Here is a 16,667-nt window from a genome sequence, read left to right on the forward strand (position 1 = left end):
CGGCCTTGCCGGCGGAGGACGCTGTCCAGGATTGCAGGCCGGGGGCAGGCCAGCATTCCCATAACCCGGCCAGATGCCGGTGCCTGATTTCCGCGAATGAACAAGATGCGCGCAATCGATTGTGCAGTGCAAAATCGATCTTGAGAAATTCGCTTAGCGTGCTAACTAACGTTCATGCCCCGTTACGAGTCCGAACGCCGCCTTGCGATGCGGCTGCTGCCCCTTGCGCGGCAGTGGCGACAGCTGGGCGATCAGATGCTGGCGGGGCTGGGGGTTTCCACGTCGACGGGCTGGTGCCTGATCCACCTTGCCCGCATGGGGGACGAGGCCCGCCAGGCCGATCTCGCCCGCGTGGTGGAGGTGGCGGAGGCGACGCTGGTGCGCACGCTTCACCAGCTGGAAGGGGCGGGGCTGATCGCCCGCAAGCCCGATCCCGAGGATGGCCGCGTCAACCGCATCCACCTGACGGACGAAGGCCATGCCCTGGCCGAACGGATCGAGGAGCGGCTGGCCGCGCTGCGGCATGACCTGCTGGACGGCATTTCCGATGCCGACCTTGAGGCAACCCTGCGCTTGTGCGAAATTCTCGCCGACCGGCTGTCCATGAAGCGAGGCCAGGGCGCATGACGCAAAGGTTCGGGCTGCCGGCCGCCTTGTTCGCGCTGAAATGCTATGGCTCGGCCATGCTCGCGCTCTATATCGCGCTGCGCATCGGCCTGCCGAGGCCCTATTGGGCCGTCACCACCGCCTATATCGTTGCCCAGCCGCTGGCCGGCGCGGTGCTTTCCAAGGCCATATTCCGCGTGATCGGCACCATCGTGGGCGCGGCCGTCGCCGTGTTCATGGTGCCGCGGCTGGTCAACGCGCCGGAGCTGCTGACGCTGGGCTTCGCGCTGTGGCTGGCGCTCTGCGTGTTCGTATCGGTGCTGGATCGCACACCGCGCGCCTATCTGTTCGTGCTGGCGGGATACAGCGCCTGCATCATCGGCCTGCCCAGCGTGGACGCACCGGGCGACATCTTTACCGTCGCCAGCCTGCGCGTGCAGGAGATCACCATCGGCATCCTCTGCGCCAGCTTCGTCCACGGCGCGATCCTGCCAAGCTCGGTGACGGAGCTGCTGTTGAACCGGGTGGAAGGGATGCTGCGCGATGCCGAGCGCTGGTCCCGCGATTCGATCGCGCGCGAGGCGGTGCCGGGCCTGGCGAAGGACAGGCAACGGCTGGCGCTGGACATCAACGAGCTCCACCAGCTTTCCACGCACCTGCCTTATGAGACGGTGCGGATCGCGCCGCGCGTGCGCACGGTGCGGGCGTTGCAGGATCAGCTTTCGCTGGCGCTGCCGCTGGCGGCGGCGGTGGACGACAGGATGACGGTGCTGGTGCGCGATGGCGGCAGGCTGCCGCCCGCCATCGCCGCCCTGATCGAGGACGTGCGCGCCTGGCTGGCGGACATGCCGCAGGACCGGGCGGAACGCGATGCCACCGCCGAGGCGCTGCGCGCCCGTTGCGCCATGCTGGAGCCGGAGGCGACGGCGGCGATGGGGTGGGACGATGCGCTGCGGATCAGCCTGCTTTCCCGGCTTGCCGAGCTGATCGGCGTGCATCGCGACTGCCGCGACCTGCGCGACCAGATGGAGACCCATTCGCGCCATCCGGTTACGCCGCGCGTGGCCGAGCTGCTCGATCAGCCGACCGCGCGCGCGCTGCACCGTGATTATTGGGGCGCGGCGCGCGCCGCCATGTCCGCCGCCATCGCGATCATCGTCGGCTGCACGTTGTGGATCGCCAGCGGCTGGCAGGACGGCAGCGGCGCCGTGATGCTGATGGGCGTGTTCATCGCCCTGTTCGCGGCGATGGACGATCCGGTCGCGCCGTTGAAGGCCTTCTTCATCGGCACGGCGGTGGCGATCATCGTCGGCGGCATATATGCCTTCGCGATCCTGCCGCGCATGGACGGTTTTCCCATGCTGGCGGCGGCGCTGGCGCCGGCGCTGCTGGTGGGCGGCGCGCTGATGACGTCGCCGCGCTATGCCGGGCTTGCCCTGCCGGCGATGATGGGGCTGGCCAATCCCAGCCTGCTCGCCGCGACCTATGACAGCGAGTTCGCGCCTTATGTGAATGGCGGCATCGCGCAGCTATTGGGGATCATTCTGGCGATCGTGATCGTCCGCCTGCTCCAGTCGGCGGGCGCGGAAGGCGCCATCCGCCGCACGGTGAAGGCGGGCTGGGCGGATATCGCCAGCCGCGCCAACCTGACGACCGCGCCCGATATCCGGGCGTGGATCAACCGCATGCTGGATCGCGCGGCCCTGCTCACCCCCAGGCTCGCCGCGCGCAGCCGCGATCCGGGCATGCCGGCCTATGATGCGCTGCGCGACATGCGCACCGGCCTCGCCATCGGCGAGCTGCGCCAGCTGCGGCTGGATCTGCCGCGCGTGCAGGGCGGCGTGCTGACGCCGGTGCTGCGCGACGTGGGCCGATATTATGCCGGGCTGGACCCCGACCGGCCGACCCCGCCGGATGAGAAGGTGCTCCGCAATATCGACCGGGCGATGGACGTGCTGGTCGCCAATCCATCGGCTCCGGTGCGGCGCACCGCCGCGCTTTCGCTCGTGAGCCTGCGGCGGGCGCTGTTTCCCGATGCCGTGCCCTATCGGAGAGCCGAGGCATGATCGGGGAGATTTCCATCGGCGGCGTGTTCGTGCCGACGCTGCTGATGCTGGCGTTCGTGGCGCTGCTGCTGACCGGCTTCGCCGTGCGGATGGCATCGCTGTTCGGGCTCTACCGCTTCGTCGCCTATCGGGCGATGGTGGACCTGGCGATGTTCGTCCTCATCCTCGGCCTTCTCGTCTGGGCCTTCGCCCGCTTTGGTATCCGCTTATGAAGAACCTCCTGTCCACGATCTCGCGCAGCGCCGCGACGATCATCATCGTCCTCCTCGCCGTGATCGTCGCGCTGTGGATGTGGAACCATTATGAACGCAGCCCCTGGACGCGGGACGGCCGGGTGCGGGCCGATGTGGTGCGGGTGACGCCCGATATCGGCGGCCTCATCACCCAGGTGGCGGTGCGCGACAATCAGGTGGTGCAGCCGGGCGACCTCCTCTTCGTGATCGATCGGCCGCGTTATTCGCTGGCCTATGACCAGGCGCGCGCCAGCATCGCCAGCGCGCGGGCCACGCTGGCGCAGGCGCAGCGCGAGGCGAAGCGCGACGTGGCGCTGGGCGATCTCGTCGCCACCGAGACGCACGAGCAGAATGTGGCCGCCGTGGAAACCGCGCGCGCCGCGCTGGACGTCGCGATCGCTGCGCAGGAGGCGGCGGCCCTCAATCTGAAGCGCACCGAGGTGCGCGCATCGGTGCGCGGAATCGTCACCAATCTCGATCTCCATCCCGGCGATTATGTGGCCGCTGGCCAGCAGGCGATGGCGCTGGTCGATACCGACAGCCTCAGGGTCGAAGGCTATTTCGAGGAGACCAAGCTGCCGCGCATCCGTGTGGGCGCACCGGTGACGGTGCGGCTGATGGGCGAGGAGGAGGAATTGAAGGGGCATGTGGAAAGCATCGCCGCCGGCATCCACGACAGCGGCCGCGCCGATTCCCCCAACCTGCTGCCCGATGTGGAGCCGACCTTCTCCTGGGTGCGGCTGGCGCAGCGCATCCCGGTGCGCGTGAAGCTGACGCAGGTGCCCAAGGACGTGCAACTCATCGTCGGGCGGACGGCGACCGTGACGGTGCAGCCGGCGGACGAGAAATGAACCGCGCCGCCTTTGCCCTGCTGCTCGCGGCGACGGCGGGCCTTGCCGCCTGCACTACCGCCGGCCCCGATTATCGTCCGCCGGAGCATTCTGCGGCGACGGCCGGGGCCGCGACCGGCGCGTTCGCGGGCGCGGGTGAACGCGGCTTCACGCAGGCACCGCTGCCCGATCGCTGGTGGCGGCTCTACGACGATCCGGTGCTGGACGGGCTGATCGAGCAGGCGCTGGCCGCCAATGCCGATCTGCGCGAAGCCGACGCCAATCTGCGCCGCGCCACCGCCGTGGTGCGCGAGGCGGCGGCCGGACGGACGATATCCACGACGCTGAGCGGCGCGGCCGATCTTGCCCGCCCTTCCGGCACGGGGCGCGGCCTGCCGGGCAATGTCGGCTACGATATCGGCCTTTCGGCTTCCTACCCTCTGGACCTGCAGGGCAAGATCGCCCGCGCGATCGAGGCGGCGCAGGGCGATGCCGAGGCGGTGCAGGCGGCGCGGGATGCCGTGCGGGTCAGCGTGGCCGCCGCGACGGCGCGGGCCTATGTCGGCGTGTGCGCGGCCAATTACGGCCTTGGCGTCAACCGGCAGGTGGTGGCGCTGCAGGCCAAGACGCTGGATGCCACCCGGCGGCTCCGCCGGGGCGGGCGCGGCACGGCCTTCGACGTCAGCCGCGCGCAGACGGCGGTCAACGAGAGCGAGGCGACGCTGCCGGGGTTCGAGGCGGACCGGCAGGCGCAGCTCTTCCTGCTGGCGACGCTCATGGGGCGCCCGCCAGCCGATTATCCCCGCGAGGTCGCCGGCTGCGCGCGGCTGCCCGCGGTGCGCCAGCCGATCCCGATCGGCGACGGCGCCGCGCTGATCCGCCGCCGGCCGGACATCCGCGCCGCCGAACGATCATTGGCGGCGGATACGGCGCGGATCGGCGTGGCCGTGGCCGATCTCTATCCCCAGATCAGCCTGGGCGGATCGCTGGGCCTCGCGGGTCCGCTGAGCGGTTTCGGCACCGGCACCTCCTTCGGCTTCAGCCTGGGGCCGCTGATAAGCTGGTCCTTCCCCAACCGGCCGGTGGTGAAGGCGCGGATCGCCGAGGCGGAAGCGGGCGTCGAGGCCCGAATCGCCGGCTTCGACGCCGCCGTGCTGGAGGCTCTGCGGCAGACGGAAACCGCGCTCAACGCCTATGCGCGCGATCGCGACCGGATGGAGGCGCTGGACAAGGCCCGCGAAAGCGCCGCCCTTTCCGAAACGCAGGCCAACAAATTGTTCCTGTTCGGGCGCACCGGCTTCTTCGACCTGCTCGATGCCCAGCGCAGCCTGGCCATGGCGGAAAGCGCTTCAGCCGCCGCGCGCGTGCAGCTTGCGCTCGACCAGGTCGATATCTTCCTTTCGCTCGGTGGGGGGTGGGAGCGCGAGCCCTGACCTTCGCGCTTCCCCGACCCTCCGATCGCCGGCTGAAATCGCTCTAGCGTAAACCGGCGATCGCGCTGCGATAGCCGAGCGCCACCATGATCGCAGTGAAACCGCCGAACAGGAAGCTGATGCCGAGGATGTATCCGGGCAGCGTCAGCGCCGTGAAGGGCAGCGTCGCCAGGAGGAAGACGTCCAGCAGGATGTTGATCACGCCCATGGCGATCAGCAGCCAGCGATGGCGCCTGATCTTGATGCCCCAGTAGATTTCCAGCGCGCCGCGTATGCCGAGCCAGGTGGCGACGGTGAGCGTGAGCGAGATCGCGCCGATGATCGGCCGGAAGGCGAGTAGCGCGCCCAGCACGACCGAGATCACGCCGAACAGGATTTCATACCAGCGCGTCTCGTGGCGGGCGCTGATGCCGGACACGATCGACATCAGGCCCGTTATCAGGAAGAAGGCGCCGATGGTGAGCGTGGCCGCAAGCGTTGCGGGAAAGGGCCAGAAAAGCGCGAACAGGCCGATCGCGATCGATACGATGCCGTAGATCAGGATCCAGCCCCAGCCAATGGGGCGCGGCGGGGACAGGCCCGGTTCGGATGCGGTGTTGGCCACATGCTCCTCCCGTGGTTCGTTGCGGTAGCAAAATGTGCGTCGGGGTAGAAGGTTCCGGCGCGGCGGCTGCACATGCGCTTTCCGAATCGGCGCATGGGGCCTAGGCTGCGGCCATGCCCCATTCCGGTTTCGTTCCCCTCCGCATTTTTTCGTCTTTCACCATGCTGGAAGGGGCGATCGATCCCAAGGCGATCGCCAAGCAGGCGCGCGCGCTGGGTTTTCCCGCTGCCGCGATCACCGATCGCAACGGGCTTTACGGCGCGATGGCCTTTTCGGATGCGGCCAAGAAGGAAGGCGTGCAGCCGATCGTCGGCGCGATGCTGGGCGTGGTGCGGCCGGGGGCGGCCGAGGGCAAGGCCGGGATCGTCGATTGGCTGGCGCTCTATGCCCAGGACGAAAAGGGCTATGACAATCTCTGCGAGCTGGTCTCGGCCGCGCATCTGGAACGACCGGGGCATGAGGACGCGCACGTCCCGCTCGATCGGCTGGAAGGCAAGACGGACGGGCTGATCGCGCTCACCGCCGGCGGGGAAGGGGCCATTACCCGGCTGCTGGCGGACGGGCAGGCCGATGCCGCGCGCGCTTATCTCGATCGGTTGCAGGCGCTGTTCCCCGACCGTCTCTATATCGAGCTTGCCCGGCGCGGCGATGCGGCCGAGGAGGCGGCGGAAGATGCGGTGATCGAGCTTGCCTATGCGCGCGACCTGCCGCTCGTCGCGACCAACCCCGCCTGCTTCGCGGAGCCCGATTTCCACGCTGCGCACGATACGATGCTGTGCATCGCCGGATCATCCTATGTCGACAGCGACGATCGCCGGCGATCCTCCCCCGATGCCTGGATGAAGCCGGCGGACGAGATGGTCCGCCTGTTCGAGGACCTGCCCGAGGCGATCGCCAACACGCTGGTGGTGGCGCAGCGCTGCGCGGTGATGGCGCCCTATCGCAAGCCGATCCTGCCCAGCCTTGCCGGCGATCGTGAGGGCGAGGCCGAGATGCTGCGCCGCGATGCGCGTGCGGGGCTGGAGGCGCGCCTCGCCCGCATGGACGGGCCGGTCGATCGCGAGGCCTATTCCAAGCGGCTCGAGTTCGAGATCGACATCATCATCCGCATGGGCTTTCCCGGCTATTTCCTGATCGTCGCGGACTTCATCAAATGGGCGAAGGACCATGACATTCCGGTGGGGCCGGGGCGCGGATCGGGCGCCGGATCGGTGGTCGCCTGGGCGCTCACCATCACCGATCTCGATCCCCTGCGGCTGGGCCTGCTGTTCGAACGCTTCCTGAACCCGGAGCGCGTTTCGATGCCGGACTTCGACATCGACTTCTGCGAAACCCGGCGCGGCGAGGTGATCAGCTACGTCCAGAACAAATATGGCCGCGATCACGTCGCCCAGATCATCACCTTCGGGCGGCTGAAGGCGCGCGCCGTGCTGAAGGATACCGGCCGCGTCCTCCAGATGAGCTACGGGCAGGTGGACAGGCTGGCCAAGCTGGTGCCCAACCACCCGACCGATCCCTGGACGCTCGACCGCGCGCTCAACGGCGTTTCGGAACTGGCGGCCGAATATAAGGCGGACGAGCAGGTGAAGCGCCTGTTCGATCTGGCGATGAAGCTGGAAGGGCTGCCGCGCCACAGCTCCACCCACGCCGCCGGCGTGGTGATCGGCGATCGGCCGCTCGACAAGCTGGTGCCGCTCTATCGCGATCCGCGATCGGACATGCCGGTCACGCAGTTCGACATGAAGTTCGTCGAAGGCGCGGGCCTCGTGAAGTTCGACTTCCTCGGCCTGAAAACCTTGTCGGTGCTCCAGAAGGCGGTGCATTTCCTGAAGCAGAAAGGGGTCGATGTCGATCTCGCCGCGCTGCCCTGGGATGACCCGGAAGTCTACAAGCTGTTGCAAAGCGGCAATACGGTGGGCGTGTTCCAGCTCGAATCCGAAGGCATGCGCCGCACGCTCTCCGCCGTGCGGCCGACCTGCTTCGAGGACATCATCGCGCTCGTCTCGCTCTACCGGCCGGGTCCGATGGACAATATCCCCCTGTTCGGCGACCGGAAGAACGGGCGCGCGGAGATCGAATATCCGCATCCGCTGCTGGAAGGCATCCTGAAGGAAACCTACGGCATCTTCGTCTATCAGGAACAGGTGATGCAGGCCGCGCAGATCCTGGCCGGCTATTCGCTGGGCGAGGCCGATCTGCTGCGCCGCGCGATGGGCAAGAAGATCAAGGCGGAGATGGACGCCCAGCGCGCCCGCTTCGTGGAAGGCTGCGCCAAGCAGGATATCTCCGCCGGCAAGGCCAACGAGCTGTTCGACTTGATCGACAAGTTCGCCGGTTACGGCTTCAACAAGAGCCACGCCGCGGCTTACGCGCTGGTCGCCTATCACACCGCCTGGATGAAGGCGCATCACAAGCCGGAATTCTACGCGGCATCCATGTGTTACGACATGGCGCTGACGGACAAGCTGTCGATCTTCGTCGATGACATGCGCCGCATGGGCGTGCCGTGCCTTTCGCCGGACGTGAACCACAGCGAGGCCGAATTCTCGGTGGAGGGCGATAGCGTCCGCTACGCGCTCGGCGCGCTGAAAGGCGTGGGCGAGAAGGCGATGGAACTGCTGGTCGCCGAACGGAAGCGAGCCGGGCCGTTCAAGTCGCTGGACGATTTCGCCGACCGCGTGGACCCCAAGCTGCTCAACCGCCGCCAGCTCGAAAGCCTGGCGGGGGCCGGGGCTTTCGATTCCATCGCGAGCGAGCGGGCGGGCGTCCACGCGGCGGCGGAAACGATCCTCGCCCATGCCGCGACGGTGGCGGCGGCGCGGGAGAGCGGGCAGGGCGGCCTGTTCGGCGAAGCCAATGTCGGCGCGGCGCCGATCCGCCTTCCCAAGACGGCGATCTGGTCGCTGGTCGAGCGGATGGCGGCGGAGAAGGAAGCGTTCGGCTTCTATTTCTCCTCCCATCCCGTCGATCGCTTCCGCCATCTGGCGGCCGCCAACCGGGCCAAGACCTATGCCGAACTGATGCTGATGCCGGTGGCGGAGCCGCAGCGGTCCAACGATGGCCGGCGCGTGCCCGCGCCCACCGTGACGATCGCGGCGCTGATCGAGGATGCGCGCTGGCGCACGTCGGCACGCGGCAACCGCTACATGATGGCGACCTGTTCGGATGCGACCGGGCAGTTCATCGCCACCTGCTTCGACGATCTGGCGTCCGAGGAGATCGAGAAGGCGGCGCGGGCGGGCGAATGCGCGCTGCTGACCGTGGAACTGGACAAGAGGCCGGGCGAGGATACGCCGCGCGTGACGATCCGTTCGCTGAGCCCCTTTGCGGGGCTGGCGGACAAGACGCGGCTGCGGCTGGAGGTGGAGACGGCCGATCCCTCGGCGCTCCGCGCGCTGGCCGATCTGGTCGCGGACCAGCGCGGCGGCCGGGGCGAACTGCGCCTGCGCGCCCGCACGCCCGAAGGCGGCATCGCCCATATGCTGCTGGGCCGCGATTTCAACCTGGACGCCGAACTGGTCGCCCGGATCGAGCGGCTGCCGGCCGTCGATGCGGTGACGCTGGGCGCGGTCGAGCCGCCGAAGCTGGCGCTGGTCGGCTAGGGCCGGGCCGGCGCCGCGTGGCGCCTATCGGGCGGCTAGCGCCTGGGCGTCCGCCATCGCCTTGTCCACCGCCGTCTTCACGCAGGGAGGGCTATCGTCGGCGGTGAGCGGATAGACCTGATCCAGCCAGGCGCAGGCCTTGCGTGCGGCTTCCTCGACGCGACCGCGCAGCGCCTTCATGCCGGCGTCGGTCCGAAGGTCGAGATCGGCGGTGTTGACCACGCGCGACGTGGTGACGGTCTCGATCGGCGCACCGGTGGTGGGCGATCGTTCTCTATGGCGGGGGGCGGTGACGGTGATATCCTGGGCATAGGCCGCCGACGCCACGGGCATCGCCAGCGATACCGCCGTCAGCAACATGATCGCGCGCTTGGGCATGGCCGATCCTTTCGATTCCAGGCGGAAGCCTGAGGGAAGGTGACGGGCCATGATCGGGCGCGATGCGCGGATATGTAATCGGGATTATTCCCGAATGCGGGCGCGACAAACCCCTATCGGGGTGTGGCGGCGCGATCCCGTGCGGCGGCCGCGATGGCTTGCCCGCCGATCAGGCTATGCCACCCCGGTGCCGGCGCGCTCTTGATCGCCCGATCGCGCCTTATTCGGTGGCGTTGGAGGGCGGTTCGTCTTGCACGATCCAGATCAGATTGCCGTCCGGATCGGTGACGGCGAAGGCGGGCACATTCCATGCCGCGTTGTTGAGCGATGTGAGCGATGGTTTTCCGAACGCCTTCCACGCTATCCGGCTTTTGGCAAAAATATCATGCCATGCCGCGGCATCGCCGACCCGGATTACGCACAGCCCGCTTTGGGCGGGATTTTCCGGGGTGTTTTGGTCGGGGCTTTTCAGGCAGAAATCCAGTTCGACGCTGCCGTTGCGCAGGCGGAGCCAATGATCCCAAAGCCAAAATAACAAAAGAACTTCGCGGTTCGAACGAAGCCCGCGCTCGGCAGAACGGGAACGGCGCGGTCGTTCATGGCAAGGCGTCTCTCGACGGCGAAGGGGAGCGGAGGTCGACGCCCGACCTCCGGGGCATGGGCAGGCTGTTGCCATCCCGCCGGGGAATGTCCGGCTCCGTTCGCCGCGCCGCCAATATCCGCGCTCACATGTTCGGATAATTGGGGCCGCCGCCGCCTTCCGGCACCACCCAGTTGATGTTCTGGGTGGGATCCTTGATGTCGCACGTCTTGCAGTGGACGCAATTCTGCGCGTTGATCTGCAGGCGTGGATCGCCGACGTCCTGGCCGACGATCTCATAGACGCCGGCCGGGCAGTAACGCTGCTCGGGCGCGTCGTAGAGCTTCAGGTTCACCTCGATCGGGACCGAAGCGTCCTTCAGGGTCAGGTGGACCGGCTGGTCCTCCTCATGATTGGTGTTGGACAGGAACACCGAGGAGAGGCGATCGAAGCTGATGACGCCATCGGGCTTGGGATAGTTGATCTTCGGCGCGACGTCCGCGCGCCACAGCCCCTCATTGTCGCGGTGCGTCTTGAACGTCCAGGGCAGCTTGATGCCCAGCGTATGCAGCCACATGTCGACGCCGGCATAAAGCGTGCCCATCACCGGGCCGAACTTGGCAATCGCCGGCTCGGCGTTGCGGACGGTCTTCAATTCCTTGGCGATCCAGCTTTCGTTGAGCGTCTGCGGATAGGCCGAAAGCTCCCTGGCGCCGCGGCCGGACAGGATTTCGTCGAACGCGGCTTCGGCGGCCAGCATGCCGGACTTCATCGCCGTGTGGCTGCCCTTGATGCGCGGCACGTTCACGAAGCCCGCCGAACAGCCGATCAGCGCGCCGCCGGGGAAGACGAGCTTGCAGACCGCCTGCCAGCCGCCTTCGTTGATGGCGCGCGCGCCGTAGGAGACGCGGCGGCCGCCCTCGATCTCCGCGCGGATCGCCGGATGCTGCTTCCAGCGCTGGAATTCCTCGAAGGGCGAAAGGTGCGGGTTCTTGTAGCCGAGGCCCACCACGAAGCCGAGCGCCACCTGGTTGTTGGCCTGGTGATAGAGGAAGCCGCCGCCCACTTCGTCCGTCAGCGGCCAGCCCTGGGTGTGGATGACGCGACCGGGCACATGCTTGTCGGCCGGGATATCCCACAATTCCTTGATGCCGATGGCATAGGTCTGGGGCTGGCTGTCCGCCTCCAGATCGAAGATGCGCTTCAGTTCCTTGGAAAGGTGGCCGCGCACGCCTTCGGCGAAGAAGGTATATTGGGCGTGCAGCTCCATGCCCGGCTGATAATCGGGCTTGTGCTCGCCATCGCGCGAAATGCCCATGTCGCCGGTGGCGACGCCCTTCACCGACCCGTCGTCATGGAACAATATTTCGGCCGCCGCGAAGCCGGGGAAGATTTCGACGCCCAGCGCCTCGGCCTGGCCGGCCAGCCAGCGGCAGAGATTGCCGAGGCTGACGGTATAGGTGCCCTTGTTGTTCATGAACGGCGGCATCAGCAGGTGCGGCATCGCAAACTGCTTCTTCTCCGTCAGGATCCAGTGATGATTCTGGACGACGGGCACGGTGAGCGGGCTATCGAGATCGCGCCAGTCGGGAATCAACTCGTCCAGCGCGATCGGATCGACTACGGCGCCCGAAAGAATATGCGCGCCGACTTCAGACCCCTTTTCCAGCACACAGACGGCAAGCTCGCGTCCCGCTTTCTCCGCGAGCTGCTTCAGCCGGATCGCAGCCGCAAGGCCTGCGGGGCCTGCGCCGACGATCACGACGTCGTAGGTCATGGATTCGCGGGTTGTCATCGTCCTCAGTCCTTCCTTTCGCGCCCGTTCCGTCCGATTGTCGCATCGTGCGAACGGCCCGGCCAGAAAGCCGATGGCCTTGGATTGACCCGCACGTCAACTATGGAGTCTAAACGGCGCATGCGGGGATTAGGTCATTTCTTGTTTTCGGCGGCCAAGCCGCGATTGGACGGGCGGTGAGCGATACTGCCCTTCGCGGGGAATTTCTGAGCACCATCGACTGGTGGCGCGAAGCCGGGATCGACACGCTGGTGGAGGAGGAGGCGCGCGATTGGCTGGCGGCGCCCAGGCCCGCCCCGGCGCCCGCCGCATCACCCGCCGCCGCTACGGCAGAGGCGCCCGCATCCGTTCCCGCGACGCTGGACGCCATTGCCGCTTTCTATGCCGAAGATGCCATGTTCGGCCGTCCCGACGGACGGCTGCTGCCCCAGGGGGATGCGGCATCGGGGCTGATGCTGCTGGCCGACCAGCCCGAGCCCGGCGATGACGAGGCCGGCCAGATCATCGGCGGCGAGGTGGGCCGCCTGTTCGATCGGATGCTGGCGGCGATCGGTCGCGATCGCGCTTCCATCTATCTGACGACGATGACGCCGGTGCGCGTTCCCGGCGGCCGGCCCGAATCGGCCGCGCTCGAGCGCTGGACCGAGATCGCCCGCACCCATGTATCGATCGCGGCGCCCCGCCTGCTGCTGCTGCTGGGCGACGCGGCCACCCGTGCCTTTATCGGGACCAGCCTCGCCGATGCGCGGGGGCGGGTGCATAGCCTTAACCTTGGCGGCCATAACGTGCGCGCCATGGCGACCTTCCATCCGCGCTTCCTGCTCCAGCAGCCCGCCCGCAAGGCGGATGCCTGGCGGGACCTGCGCCTGTTGCTTGAGGAGTTGGGCCAGTGAGGACGATCCGTCTCCTGCTCGCGGTCCTGGCCGGCACCGCCGCGATACCGGCGCTTGCCAGCACCGAAACCCTGCCCGCGCCGGTGATCGGCCTGAAGGCGCCGCCGGTGAGCGCGGTGCCCGCGCAGCTCGATCCGCAGCAGCGGATGAATTATCGCGCCGTCTTCGCGGCAATCCGATCGGGCGACTGGTCGGGCGCGGCCGCGCGGCTCGATGCCCTGCCCGCCGGCCTGCTGACGCCTTATGCCCGGGCGGAGCTCTATCTCGCCAAGGGATCGCCCAAGGTGGAGACGGAGCCGCTGCTGGCGCTGGTTTCCGCCAATCCCGATCTGCCGCAGGCGGCCGCGATCGAGCGTATCCTACAGGGGCGGGGCATATCCGGGCTGCCGGCCCTTCCCGTGGTGCAGGACATGCGGCGCCTGCCCGCGCCGCCGCGCCGGGCGACGGCGCAATCGGCGCGCAGCGATGCGGCCGCCGCCGCGCTCGCCCAGCGCATCCGCCCGTTGCTGCGCGACGATCGGCCTGCGGAGGCGGAAGCGCTGCTGTCCGAACGGGTGGCGGACCTTACGCCGGAGGCGCGGACCGAATGGCAGCAGCGCGTGGCCTGGGCCTATTTCCTCGTCGGCGACGATGCGGCGGCGCGGCGTGTGGCCACCCCGGCGCGGGCCGGGACCGGCGACTGGACGATCGAGGCGGACTGGGTATCGGGCCTTGCCGCGTGGCGGCAGCGCGATTGCGCGGCGGCGGCGGACGCCTTCGGCGCGGTCGCATCCCGGTCGCGCGATCCTGAGATGACGGCGGCCGGCCTGTTCTGGGCGGCGCGCGCCGACATGGCCTGCGGCAAGCCCGAACGGGTGCAGGCGCGGCTGCGCAGCGCGGCGCGGCTGGGCGAGACCTTCTACGGCCTGCTCGCCGATGCGGCGCTGGGCCGGGCGCTGCCCACGCCCGATGCGGGGCCGGGCTTCATCCAGGCGGACTGGACCACCATCTCCCAGCGCAACAATGCCCGGATCGCGGCGGCCCTGGCCGAGATCGGCGAAACCGGGCAGGCGGATACCGTGCTGCGCCATCAGGCGCGGATCGGCGACAGCCAGGATCATGAGGCGCTGATGCACCTCGCGGCGCGGCTGAACCTGCCTTCCACCCAGATCTGGCTGGCGCAGAACGGGCCAATCGGCGCGCGGCTTTCCACCTCCGCCCGTTATCCGGCGCCGGGCGGCTGGACGCCGCAGGGCGGCTGGCGGGTCGATAAGTCGTTGATCTTCGCCCACGCGTTGCAGGAATCGCAGTTCCGCGCCGATGCGGTCAGCCCGGCCGGCGCTCGCGGGCTGATGCAGGTGATGCCGGGCACCGCCGCGCAGATCGCCCGGCGCAAGGGCGAACCGCTCGGCAGCCTCAACGATCCGCGCACCAATATCGAATATGGCCAATTCTATCTGGAGGAGCTGCGCGATTTCTCCAGCACGGGCGGGCTGCTGCCCAAGGTGATCGCCGCCTATAATGCCGGCCCCGGATCGGTGCAGAAATGGAACGATCGCCGCCGCGACAATGGCGATCCGCTGCTGTTCATCGAATCCATCCCCTATCGCGAGACGCGCGCTTATGTGGCGATCGTGCTGCGCAACTACTGGATGTATCAGCGGCAGGAAGGCGAGCAATCGGCCAGCCTGAAGGCGATGGCGCAGGGCATGTGGCCGCGCTTTCCCGGAATGCCCGGCCGCACCGCCATCCGCCTCGATCCGGTGAGCGGGGTGGCGAGTGCCGATTGACGAGAGCCGGCCCTTCCTGCCCGTCCGCATTGCCGTCCTCACCGTTTCCGACACACGCGGCCTTGCCGAGGATCGTTCGGGCGACGCGCTGGTCGCCCGGCTGGAGGCGGCGGGGCATGTGCTGGCCGACCGGGCGATCGTTCGCGACGATGCCGACCTGATCGTGGCGCGCCTGCACGGCTGGATCGAGGACGATCAGGTCGATTGCGTCATCACCACCGGCGGCACCGGCGTCACGGGCCGCGACGTGACGCCCGAGGCGCTGGCGCGGGTGTGGGACAAGGAGATACCCGGCTTCGGCGAGCTGTTCCGCTGGCTGAGCTATCAGACGATCGGCACGTCGACCATCCAGTCCCGCGCTTGCGCGGGCGTGGCGCGCGGCACCTATCTGTTCGCGCTGCCGGGATCGACCGGCGCGGTAAAGGATGGCTGGGACGAGATCCTCGCCACCCAGCTCGACAACCGCCACCACCCCTGCAATTTCGTGGAGCTGATGCCGCGCCTGATGGAGCGTTAGGCGGCTTTTTCCTCCACCCAGTCGCGCCGCAGCGGGCGGACGGCGAAGAGCATCAGCGCTGCTGCCAGCAGGTAGAAGATCAGCGCCGCGACCGCGCTGTAGCGCAGCGCGTCCTCGCCGAAGCGCAGGTGCATCGCGTCCGACATCGCGCCCATCACCAGCGATCCCAGCCCCAGCCCGATCAGATTGTTGATGAGGAGGAAGCTGGCCGAGGCGGTGGCGCGCATCGCGGGCGGCACGAGGTGCTGCACGGCGGTCGTCACCGGGCCGAGCCAGAGGATGTTGAGGCCGTTGGGCAGCAGGAAGAATGCCCAGGCGATCGCGGGCGACGGTGAGAGCAAGGCCGCGCCGAACAGCGGCACGGCGGCGAGCCAGGCGATGATCGGCAGCTTCGCATAGGCGCCGCGATCGCGCCGGCCGAGGCGATCGGCCAGCCAGCCGCCGAGGAGGACGCCGGCCCCGCCGCCGATCAGCAGCAGCGAGCCGACATATTGCGATGTCGTGATGAGATCGAAGCCGAAGGACCGCATCAGGATCGACGGTATCCAGAAGGCGAGGCCGTAGCCGACGAGCGAACTGGACGATGCAGCCAGCGCCATCAGCCAGAAGCTGCGCTTGGCGGCGAGGATGCGGAATACCTGCGCCACGGGCGGATGGCCGGCGGTGGAGCGTCGATGGGCCACATCGCGGACGAAGAACTTGAAAAGGGGCGCCACCGCAATCCCGGCGATGCCGACCGCGACAAAGGCAACCCGCCATTCGACCGCATTGGCGATATAGCCCCCCAGCATCGCCCCGGCGGCGAGGCCGAAGGGAATGCCGAGCGCATAGATGGAAAGCGCCCGCGCGCGCTTTTCCGGAGGAAAATAGTCCGAAATCAGGGCGTGGGAGGGGGCGACCCCGCCCGCCTCGCCGACGCCGACGCCGAGCCGGAAGGCGAAGAGCTGCCAGAAGCCGGTGGCCAGGCCGCACAGGCCGGTGAAGGCGCTCCACACCACGAGCGAGAGAGTGACGACCCAGCTTCGGCTCGTGCGATCCGCGAGCAATGCCAGTGGCACGCCGAGCACCGAGAAGAGCAGCGCGAAGGCGAAGCCGCCGAGGGCGCCGAGCTGGGTATCGGTGAGCGCGAGGTCCGCCTTGATTGGCTGGGCGAGGATGCCGAGTATCTGCCGATCGAGAAAATTGAAGATATAGACGAGAAGGAGCATCGCCAGCACCAACCAAGGGCGGCCGGGCAGGGGGGTGTTGCCGGATCGGCCGGGCTGGATGCGGGCAGGGCCCTGATCGTCAGCATATGGCGGTATGGATCGCCCACTCCATCGCGCCGACGGATATAAGTCCGCCGATCCGGTTGTTGCCGG

General features: G+C 68.2%; 14 protein-coding genes. 9 read left to right on the top strand and 5 right to left on the bottom strand.

Translation table 11 applies throughout. From position 1 onward, the window contains the following. Positions 1-174: 174 nt before the first annotated feature. From G432_RS16080 to G432_RS16100, 5 genes are read left to right on the top strand one after another with little or no spacing between them, the layout of a single operon-like run. Positions 175-627 carry a MarR family winged helix-turn-helix transcriptional regulator gene (locus G432_RS16080; protein WP_015459875.1) on the top strand — a complete coding sequence of 151 codons (453 nt, stop codon included), beginning with the start codon at positions 175-177 and terminating at the stop codon, positions 625-627. After that, positions 624-2,672, top strand: a complete 2,049-nt coding sequence (locus tag G432_RS16085) for an FUSC family protein (RefSeq protein WP_015459876.1) — start codon at positions 624-626, stop codon at positions 2,670-2,672. The genes G432_RS16080 and G432_RS16085 overlap by 4 nt, the downstream gene beginning before the upstream one ends. Continuing rightward, entirely contained in the window at positions 2,669-2,884 is a 216-nt protein-coding gene (locus G432_RS16090) for a DUF1656 domain-containing protein (RefSeq protein ID WP_015459877.1), read from the top strand. The genes G432_RS16085 and G432_RS16090 overlap by 4 nt, the downstream gene beginning before the upstream one ends. Then, the gene (locus G432_RS16095) at positions 2,881-3,756 is read left to right on the top strand and encodes an efflux RND transporter periplasmic adaptor subunit (RefSeq protein ID WP_015459878.1); all 876 of its coding nucleotides are present in this window, start codon (positions 2,881-2,883) and stop codon (positions 3,754-3,756) included. Before G432_RS16090 ends, G432_RS16095 begins: the two co-directional genes overlap by 4 nt. Then, positions 3,753-5,168: an efflux transporter outer membrane subunit gene (locus G432_RS16100; RefSeq protein WP_015459879.1), complete on the top strand. Its 1,416-nt coding sequence runs from the start codon at positions 3,753-3,755 to the stop codon at positions 5,166-5,168. The genes G432_RS16095 and G432_RS16100 overlap by 4 nt, the downstream gene beginning before the upstream one ends. A gap of 43 nt (positions 5,169-5,211) precedes the next feature. Here the strand turns inward: G432_RS16100 and G432_RS16105 are convergent, their stop codons facing one another. After that, positions 5,212-5,772: an HdeD family acid-resistance protein gene (locus G432_RS16105; RefSeq protein WP_015459880.1), complete on the bottom strand. Its 561-nt coding sequence runs from the start codon at positions 5,770-5,772 to the stop codon at positions 5,212-5,214. Positions 5,773-5,885: 113 nt separating this feature from the next. On the opposite strand from G432_RS16105, the gene dnaE reads away from it, so the two are divergent. After that, positions 5,886-9,374: a DNA polymerase III subunit alpha gene (dnaE, locus tag G432_RS16110; RefSeq protein ID WP_041864960.1), complete on the top strand. Its 3,489-nt coding sequence runs from the start codon at positions 5,886-5,888 to the stop codon at positions 9,372-9,374. Between the two features lie 24 nt (positions 9,375-9,398). Here the strand turns inward: dnaE and G432_RS16115 are convergent, their stop codons facing one another. The 3 genes from G432_RS16115 to G432_RS16125 all read right to left on the bottom strand — a co-directional run bounded on the left by G432_RS16115 (position 9,399) and on the right by G432_RS16125 (position 12,127). After that, positions 9,399-9,752 carry a UrcA family protein gene (locus tag G432_RS16115; protein ID WP_015459882.1) on the bottom strand — a complete coding sequence of 118 codons (354 nt, stop codon included), beginning with the start codon at positions 9,750-9,752 and terminating at the stop codon, positions 9,399-9,401. Between the two features lie 220 nt (positions 9,753-9,972). Beyond that, positions 9,973-10,290: a hypothetical protein gene (locus tag G432_RS16120; protein WP_015459883.1), complete on the bottom strand. Its 318-nt coding sequence runs from the start codon at positions 10,288-10,290 to the stop codon at positions 9,973-9,975. 187 nt (positions 10,291-10,477) lie between these two features. Next, on the bottom strand, positions 10,478-12,127 hold the full coding sequence (locus G432_RS16125) for an electron transfer flavoprotein-ubiquinone oxidoreductase (RefSeq protein ID WP_015459884.1): 1,650 nt from the start codon (positions 12,125-12,127) through the stop codon (positions 10,478-10,480). Between the two features lie 176 nt (positions 12,128-12,303). Here G432_RS16125 and G432_RS16130 point away from each other — a divergent pair, with 176 nt between their 5' ends. From G432_RS16130 to moaB, 3 genes are read left to right on the top strand one after another with little or no spacing between them, the layout of a single operon-like run. Continuing rightward, a complete protein-coding gene (locus G432_RS16130) occupies positions 12,304-13,020 on the top strand; it encodes a uracil-DNA glycosylase (protein ID WP_015459885.1) in 717 nt (238 codons plus the stop codon). Continuing rightward, the gene (locus G432_RS16135) at positions 13,017-14,789 is read left to right on the top strand and encodes a lytic transglycosylase domain-containing protein (protein ID WP_015459886.1); all 1,773 of its coding nucleotides are present in this window, start codon (positions 13,017-13,019) and stop codon (positions 14,787-14,789) included. The genes G432_RS16130 and G432_RS16135 overlap by 4 nt, the downstream gene beginning before the upstream one ends. Continuing rightward, a complete protein-coding gene (gene moaB / locus G432_RS16140; RefSeq protein ID WP_015459887.1) occupies positions 14,779-15,306 on the top strand; it encodes a molybdenum cofactor biosynthesis protein B in 528 nt (175 codons plus the stop codon). Before G432_RS16135 ends, moaB begins: the two co-directional genes overlap by 11 nt. On the opposite strand, the gene G432_RS16145 is transcribed toward moaB, so the two are convergent. Beyond that, positions 15,303-16,514 carry a spinster family MFS transporter gene (locus G432_RS16145; protein WP_051128851.1) on the bottom strand — a complete coding sequence of 404 codons (1,212 nt, stop codon included), beginning with the start codon at positions 16,512-16,514 and terminating at the stop codon, positions 15,303-15,305. The two genes, moaB and G432_RS16145, sit on opposite strands and share 4 nt — an antisense overlap. Positions 16,515-16,667: the final 153 nt, after the last annotated feature.

Origin of the sequence: Sphingomonas sp. MM-1 (genome assembly GCF_000347675.2) — a bacterium.
Taxonomy (GTDB): domain Bacteria; phylum Pseudomonadota; class Alphaproteobacteria; order Sphingomonadales; family Sphingomonadaceae; genus Sphingomonas_E; species Sphingomonas_E fennica.

Excerpts from the sequence above, each read along its gene's own strand:
- G432_RS16080 (WP_015459875.1), top strand. The coding sequence starts at position 175 with ATGCCCCGTTACGAGTCCGAACGCCGCCTTGCGATGCGGCTGCTGCCC.
- G432_RS16085 (WP_015459876.1), top strand. The coding sequence starts at position 624 with ATGACGCAAAGGTTCGGGCTGCCGGCCGCCTTGTTCGCGCTGAAATGC.
- G432_RS16125 (WP_015459884.1), bottom strand. The coding sequence starts at position 12,127 with ATGACAACCCGCGAATCCATGACCTACGACGTCGTGATCGTCGGCGCA.
- G432_RS16100 (WP_015459879.1), top strand. The coding sequence starts at position 3,753 with ATGAACCGCGCCGCCTTTGCCCTGCTGCTCGCGGCGACGGCGGGCCTT.
- G432_RS16115 (WP_015459882.1), bottom strand. The coding sequence starts at position 9,752 with ATGCCCAAGCGCGCGATCATGTTGCTGACGGCGGTATCGCTGGCGATG.
- G432_RS16095 (WP_015459878.1), top strand. The coding sequence starts at position 2,881 with ATGAAGAACCTCCTGTCCACGATCTCGCGCAGCGCCGCGACGATCATC.
- dnaE (WP_041864960.1), top strand. The coding sequence starts at position 5,886 with ATGCCCCATTCCGGTTTCGTTCCCCTCCGCATTTTTTCGTCTTTCACC.
- G432_RS16145 (WP_051128851.1), bottom strand. The coding sequence starts at position 16,514 with ATGCTCCTTCTCGTCTATATCTTCAATTTTCTCGATCGGCAGATACTC.
- G432_RS16090 (WP_015459877.1), top strand. The coding sequence starts at position 2,669 with ATGATCGGGGAGATTTCCATCGGCGGCGTGTTCGTGCCGACGCTGCTG.